The 4,867-nt window shown below is 71.2% G+C and carries 11 protein-coding genes and 1 pseudogene; 5 read left to right on the top strand and 7 right to left on the bottom strand.

Going from position 1 to position 4,867, the window contains the following annotated elements; genetic code table 11:
- Window positions 1-579, top strand: a pseudogene (locus H0U68_RS22980) (3-deoxy-D-manno-octulosonic acid transferase); the annotation flags it as partial.
- Here the strand turns inward: H0U68_RS22980 and H0U68_RS22975 are convergent.
- Entirely contained in the window at window positions 576-884 is a 309-nt protein-coding gene (locus H0U68_RS22975) for a hypothetical protein (RefSeq protein ID WP_296359225.1), read from the bottom strand. The pseudogene H0U68_RS22980 and the gene H0U68_RS22975 overlap by 4 nt on opposite strands.
- A 99-nt stretch (window positions 885-983) precedes the next feature.
- Here H0U68_RS22975 and H0U68_RS22970 point away from each other — a divergent pair, with 99 nt between their 5' ends.
- Window positions 984-1,763, top strand: a complete 780-nt coding sequence (locus H0U68_RS22970) for a hypothetical protein (protein WP_296359224.1) — start codon at window positions 984-986, stop codon at window positions 1,761-1,763.
- A 21-nt stretch (window positions 1,764-1,784) separates the two neighbouring features.
- Here H0U68_RS22970 and H0U68_RS22965 read toward each other — a convergent pair whose 3' ends face one another.
- The 5 genes from H0U68_RS22965 to H0U68_RS22945 form a co-directional block, all read right to left on the bottom strand.
- Window positions 1,785-1,958 carry a hypothetical protein gene (locus tag H0U68_RS22965; RefSeq protein WP_296359223.1) on the bottom strand — a complete coding sequence of 58 codons (174 nt, stop codon included), beginning with the start codon at window positions 1,956-1,958 and terminating at the stop codon, window positions 1,785-1,787.
- The gene (locus H0U68_RS22960; RefSeq protein WP_296359222.1) at window positions 1,955-2,119 is read right to left on the bottom strand and encodes a hypothetical protein; all 165 of its coding nucleotides are present in this window, start codon (window positions 2,117-2,119) and stop codon (window positions 1,955-1,957) included. The genes H0U68_RS22965 and H0U68_RS22960 overlap by 4 nt, the downstream gene beginning before the upstream one ends.
- A gap of 16 nt (window positions 2,120-2,135) precedes the next feature.
- The gene (locus tag H0U68_RS22955) at window positions 2,136-2,288 is read right to left on the bottom strand and encodes a stereocilin (RefSeq protein ID WP_296359221.1); all 153 of its coding nucleotides are present in this window, start codon (window positions 2,286-2,288) and stop codon (window positions 2,136-2,138) included.
- 29 nt (window positions 2,289-2,317) lie between these two features.
- Window positions 2,318-2,494: a hypothetical protein gene (locus H0U68_RS22950; protein WP_296359220.1), complete on the bottom strand. Its 177-nt coding sequence runs from the start codon at window positions 2,492-2,494 to the stop codon at window positions 2,318-2,320.
- A 94-nt stretch (window positions 2,495-2,588) separates the two neighbouring features.
- Window positions 2,589-2,870: a hypothetical protein gene (locus H0U68_RS22945; RefSeq protein ID WP_296359219.1), complete on the bottom strand. Its 282-nt coding sequence runs from the start codon at window positions 2,868-2,870 to the stop codon at window positions 2,589-2,591.
- Between the two features lie 188 nt (window positions 2,871-3,058).
- On the opposite strand from H0U68_RS22945, the gene H0U68_RS24445 reads away from it, so the two are divergent.
- The 3 genes from H0U68_RS24445 to H0U68_RS22935 are packed head-to-tail and all read left to right on the top strand — an operon-like array spanning window position 3,059 to window position 4,541.
- Entirely contained in the window at window positions 3,059-3,505 is a 447-nt protein-coding gene (locus tag H0U68_RS24445) for an EamA family transporter (RefSeq protein WP_365732294.1), read from the top strand.
- Window positions 3,506-3,531: 26 nt separating this feature from the next.
- Window positions 3,532-3,849, top strand: coding sequence for an EamA family transporter (locus H0U68_RS24440; RefSeq protein ID WP_365732293.1), 318 nt, complete (start codon window positions 3,532-3,534; stop codon window positions 3,847-3,849).
- Between the two features lie 2 nt (window positions 3,850-3,851).
- The gene (locus H0U68_RS22935; RefSeq protein ID WP_296359218.1) at window positions 3,852-4,541 is read left to right on the top strand and encodes a phenylalanine--tRNA ligase beta subunit-related protein; all 690 of its coding nucleotides are present in this window, start codon (window positions 3,852-3,854) and stop codon (window positions 4,539-4,541) included.
- On the opposite strand, the gene H0U68_RS22930 is transcribed toward H0U68_RS22935, so the two are convergent.
- Window positions 4,510-4,867 (bottom strand): AraC family transcriptional regulator (locus H0U68_RS22930; RefSeq protein WP_296359217.1); only part of this gene is annotated, 358 nt, incomplete at its 5' end. The two genes, H0U68_RS22935 and H0U68_RS22930, sit on opposite strands and share 32 nt — an antisense overlap.

The raw sequence follows: 4,867 nt of genomic DNA, 5'->3' as shown, positions 1-4,867 counted from the left end.
GCGCACGGCCGCCCGGTGGTGATGTTCGCCAGCTCGCGCGAGGGCGAGGAGGCGGACTTCCTGCGCGCCTTGCCGCGCGATGCCGCCGTGCAGTGGCTGCTGGTGCCGCGCCATCCGCAGCGCTTCGAGGAGGTGGCGGGCATGGCCATGCAGGCCGGCTTCAGCGTCTCACGCCGCAGCGCCTGGGGCAGCGACGGCCCGCAGTCGGCGCAGGTGTGGATCGGTGATTCGCTGGGCGAGATGGCGCTCTATTACGGCCTCGCCGACGCGGCCCTGCTGGGCGGCAGCTTCGCGCCGCTGGGCGGCCAGAACCTGATCGAGGCCGCCGCCTGCGGCTGCCCGGTGGTGATGGGCCCGCACACCTTCAACTTCGCCGAAGCCGCGGTGCTGGCGCAGGAAGCCGACGCGGCGCTGGAGGTGAAGGACCTGCGTACCGGCATCGACGCGGCGCTGGCGCTGGTTACCGACACGCCGCGCCAGCGGGCGATGGCAACGGCGGGCGAGCAGTTCGCGGCGGCGCACCGCGGCGCTGCAAGGAAGACCGCGGGTGCGATCCTGGAATTGGTGAAAGCGGCCTAGAACCGCGGCAGGTCGTTCAGCCTGCGTCCCGGCGCTTCTTCCGCCAGCACCAGTGCCTCGGTGCCTTCGGCCAGCACGTCGACCTTCACCTGCGGGCCCGGATGAAGCTCCCCGTGTTCGTCGGGGAACAGCGTGATCACGGTGTCGCCTTCCACCAGCCGGTCCACCACTTCCACCACGCGCGTGGGCGTGGGGTTGAAGTCCCAGCGGACCATGGTCTGGTCGACCAGGCCCATCATGGCTTCGACGATGTTGCTCCCTGCGTAGCGCAGGGCGGTGATCCCGTAGACGGCTCTATCAAGCATGGGCGTATTGTGGAAGCACGCTCATCCACCGCAGCCAGCATCCCCCGCGATGAGCCGTCGGAGCCTGCCTACGGCGCTAAACTGGAGAGCTTCCGCCGTATGACGTCCCTTGCCGTTTCCACGCCCGCGCCGGCGCCCATTGCATCCCTCGGCCGCGCCCACGCGCGGCGGTTGCGCGAGATCTACCGCTCCGCCGGCTGGCCCTGCCAGGACCCGATGGAGATCGATCTGCTGGCCGCCGGCATGCTGGAGCGGTTGCGCACCGGCACCGGCCACGAAACCCTGCGCGTTACCGACGCCGGCGTGCAGTGGATCGCGCAGGCGCTGGCGCGCAACCGCGCCGCCATGTCGGCGCACGAGGCGCTGGTGGAGCAGGTGGCGCTGGAAATGTGCCGCACCGGGCGGCTGGCCTGGCGCAACCTGAGCCTGCGCGCGCAGGTGCCGACCGGCGACGCCGCCAAGCCGCTGCGCTGGTGCATCGCCCGGCCCGACGTGTTCTCCATCCGCCACACCTCGGTGGAGGCGTACGTGGAGCCGATCGTGCACGAGGTGAAGGTGCGCCGCGCCGACCTGCTGGCCGACCTCAAGCAGGGCGGCAAGCGCGCCGCCTACCAGGACCTGGGCGAATGCTGGTACGTGCTGGGCTGCGACGCGCGCGGCCGCCCGGTCGGTGCGCCCGACGAAATTCCGCCCGAATGCGGCGTGATGCTGCTGGAGCAGTCAAGGCTGAAGGTGGCGCGCCCGGCGCGCCGCCGCAGCCGCGCCGGCCTGCCCTTCGGCGTGTGGATGGCGCTGGCCAAGTGCACGCCGGTGGCGGGCCTGGATGAAGGTGCGCAAGGGCTGCTGGGGGACGACGACGCGCAAGTAGGCACCGCGTAGGCACCGGGCCAGAGCGGTTGCCTACTGGCGCGGGTGCTCGGACTTGCCCTGCTCGGGGTCCTGCACACGGCCCTTTTCCGGATCGGTGGGTGGCGACATCGGTTCGGGATTGGCCGGCTTGGGCGGCTCATTCGGAGCCGGCGCCGGGGCGGCCGGCGCCGGCGCGGCGCCCGGCGATGCGCTCCAGCCGCTCATTCGCGCTCGGCGGGGCTGACCGGCCGCGGATCGGCGACGCCGCGGCCGTTGCCGCGCGTCTCGCCGCTCACCGGAATGTCCGACTCGACCATGAACTCGGGCTCTTCCTTGTCGAGCCCGGGCGTGGGCGGGGTCTGCCCTGAAGGCGGGGAAGCATGCATGAGGACTCCTGTGTTTTCAGATCGGGGGCGGCTTGCCGTGCGGGTCTTCCGGCTCGCCAGGCGGCATGGCCTGGCCGAACTCGGGCTCCACCGGCAGGTGCGTCGGATTCGGGGCTTGCTGCTCGGCGCCGGGTGCGCTCGGCTCGGGCTCGACGGGATGGGTCGACATCGTGGCTTTCGTTGTGTTCGGAAGGCGCGTCAGAACGCGCTCTGGCTGCCCAGGGTGGGACCGCACTGGTCGGCTTGCGCGATCGCCAGCACGTCGGTTTCGCCCAGCGACCGCAGTTGCTCCAGTGCGGGCGGTGAAAAGCCGTCGCCGAGCTGCTCGGCGGCGGGGGCATCGGGTGCGTGGAAATCGGTGTCGTCGAAGGCCATGAAGGATCTCCTTTGCACCGATGGTGGGGCGTCGCGCGCCCCCTGCGCTAAGGCGGCGGCGCCCTTGCGCTGTCAGCCCAAGCCGAAGCGCGGGTCAGTGCTTTCCCTCGACCTCGCCATGGCGCTGCGCTTCGCGCCGCACGACCATGCTGGATTCGTGCGTGAAGGGCAGGCGCGGCAGGCCGATGAGGGCTTGCAGCCGTGCATGCGCGCGGTCCATGTCGGCGCCGATCATGGCCAGCGCCACTTCGTGGCCGGGTTCGTTCTTGGCAATGTCGAGGTAGGCGGAGCGCAGGCGCTGGTAATCGGCCTCGGCGCGCGAGACCTCCTGCTGCAAAGCGAGGATCTTGGCGTATTCGGCACGGCTATAGCGCATCACGGGACTCCACGCATTTCATATTCCTCATCCTAGGCAGCTGGAGTGGCAGGCGATGTAGGACATGGCAGACGGAAACCGCGCATGCGGCCGAGCTCCAGTTGAAAGTCAATCAGCCGCGCAGGAACGTTCAAGACCGGCGGCGCACGGCCCAGCACAGTGCAGCTTTTTGCATCCGAGGAGTTCGTGTGTCCGAGTCCCTGAAAGGCCAGTTGCTGTGCAGCCTGGCCATGGTGCTGGTCGGCAGCACCGTGGTCGCCAGCCGTGTCATCGGCGAGCAGATCGAACCCTTCCTTGCCACCGCGCTGCGCTATGCCGCGGCGCTGCCGCTACTGCTGCTCGTCATGCGCTGGCGCGGCGAGCGCCTGCATCGGCCGAGCTGGCGCGACGCGTTCCTGCTCGTGCTGCAAGCTGCTGCCGGCAGCGTGGGCTACACCGTGCTGCTGATCGAGGGCGTGGCGAGTGCCGGCGCGGCCCAGGCAGCCGTTCTCACGGGCACGCTGCCCGCCGTCTGCGCCGTGTTCGCCGTCCTGTTTCTGCGCGAGCGCCTGGACCTGCGCCTGCTGGCGGCCATCGGGCTGGCCACCGCCGGGGCCTTACGCGGCCGGTGCCGGCTGTGGCGCTGCCCACACTGATGTGCGCGGGCGGCTTGCTGCTTTCTATGATCCCGGCGCTCGCGGTGCGCAGCAGCCATCCATCGTCGCTTGCCGGGGCGCCGCTGGCGGCGCTCGCCTACTACGCCTGGGTACCCACGGTGGGCGGCTTCCTGCTGTGGTACGCGGGCAGCGCCCGCACCAGCGCCGCGCGCGCGGCGCTCGCCACCGCCTGCATGCCGGTGTCGGCACTGCTGCTGGCCGCCTTGCTGCTCGACGAACCCGTACGGCTGTGGCAATGGCTGGGGCTCGCGTGCGTGCTCGGCGCCATGCTGCTCTCGCTGCCGCGCGCATCCACCCGATCCACCACGACATCCCCCTCCTGACCATGCGCTTGCAACACGCCCCTGCCCTCTGGGCTGCCCATCCCGAACTTTCCGCCGGCGTGCTGCGCGCCGATGGCCTGCACGACCAGGCAAACGTCGATGCGGCGGTCGCCCACTACACGCAGCAGGCGCTGGCGCGCCTGGCCGTGCCCGAGAGCGAACTGCCCGAAGTGCAGGCCTGGCGGCGCGCCTTCGGGCGCATGGGATTCAAGCCGACGCAGTACCGCTGTGCTTCCGAATCGCTGCTGCGGCGGCTGCGCAAGGAAGGCGCGCTGCCGCGCATCCATCCGCTGATCGACCTGTGCAACGCGGTCTCCACCGCCTTCGCGATTCCCATCGCGGTGTTCGACCTGGACCACGTGCAAGGCAACCTGGAGGTGCGGTCCGCCACCGGCACCGAACGCCATGTTGCGTTCAGCGGCGACGTGGAGCAGCCCGAACCGGGCGAAGTGGTGTTTGCCGACGATGCCGGCCAGGCGCACGCGCGCCGCTGGACGCACCGGCAAAGCGCCGCCTCGGCCATCCGGCCCGGCACGCGGCGCGTGCTGGTGGTCGCCGAAGCCATGCACGCGACGGCGCGCGACGACGTGCAGCGGCTGCTGGACGCATTGGCGCGGGAACTGCGCACGGGCTGGGGGGTGGCCAGCGCCACGCGCATGCTCAGCGCCGCGGCGCCGGTGTTCCAGGACTGAGCCCGCCCGCGCGGTACTGGCCGGGCGTGAAGCCCAGCATGCGCTTGAAGTGGCGGTTCAGGTGGCTCTGGTCGGCAAAGCCCGCCGCCAGTGCCGCTTCGGCGATCGGCAGGCCGGCATCCAGCAGCAGCCGCGCCTCGCGCACCTGGCGCTGCACCAGCCAGGCATGCGGCGGCACGCCGTGCTGGCGCGCGAAGGCGCGCAGCAGCTGCCAGGCGCTCAGGCCCTCCAGCCGCGCGAGTTGCTCCAGCGTGGGCTTGTCGCGCCAGTGCGCTTCCAGGTAGTCGCGCGCGCGGCGCACCTCGGGCGTGCACCCCGGCGTGCGC

The organism is Ramlibacter sp., assembly GCF_013697775.1.
Taxonomy (GTDB): domain Bacteria; phylum Pseudomonadota; class Gammaproteobacteria; order Burkholderiales; family Burkholderiaceae_C; genus Ramlibacter.
The sequence above is the reverse complement of the archived record's forward strand: the minus strand, read 5'-3'. Positions and strand labels throughout refer to the sequence as shown.

Excerpts from the sequence above, each read along its gene's own strand:
- H0U68_RS22975 (WP_296359225.1), bottom strand. The coding sequence starts at position 884 with ATGCTTGATAGAGCCGTCTACGGGATCACCGCCCTGCGCTACGCAGGG.
- H0U68_RS22970 (WP_296359224.1), top strand. The coding sequence starts at position 984 with ATGACGTCCCTTGCCGTTTCCACGCCCGCGCCGGCGCCCATTGCATCC.
- H0U68_RS22965 (WP_296359223.1), bottom strand. The coding sequence starts at position 1,958 with ATGAGCGGCTGGAGCGCATCGCCGGGCGCCGCGCCGGCGCCGGCCGCC.
- H0U68_RS22960 (WP_296359222.1), bottom strand. The coding sequence starts at position 2,119 with ATGCATGCTTCCCCGCCTTCAGGGCAGACCCCGCCCACGCCCGGGCTC.
- H0U68_RS22955 (WP_296359221.1), bottom strand. The coding sequence starts at position 2,288 with ATGTCGACCCATCCCGTCGAGCCCGAGCCGAGCGCACCCGGCGCCGAG.
- H0U68_RS22950 (WP_296359220.1), bottom strand. The coding sequence starts at position 2,494 with ATGGCCTTCGACGACACCGATTTCCACGCACCCGATGCCCCCGCCGCC.
- H0U68_RS22945 (WP_296359219.1), bottom strand. The coding sequence starts at position 2,870 with ATGCGCTATAGCCGTGCCGAATACGCCAAGATCCTCGCTTTGCAGCAG.
- H0U68_RS24440 (WP_365732293.1), top strand. The coding sequence starts at position 3,532 with ATGATCCCGGCGCTCGCGGTGCGCAGCAGCCATCCATCGTCGCTTGCC.
- H0U68_RS22935 (WP_296359218.1), top strand. The coding sequence starts at position 3,852 with ATGCGCTTGCAACACGCCCCTGCCCTCTGGGCTGCCCATCCCGAACTT.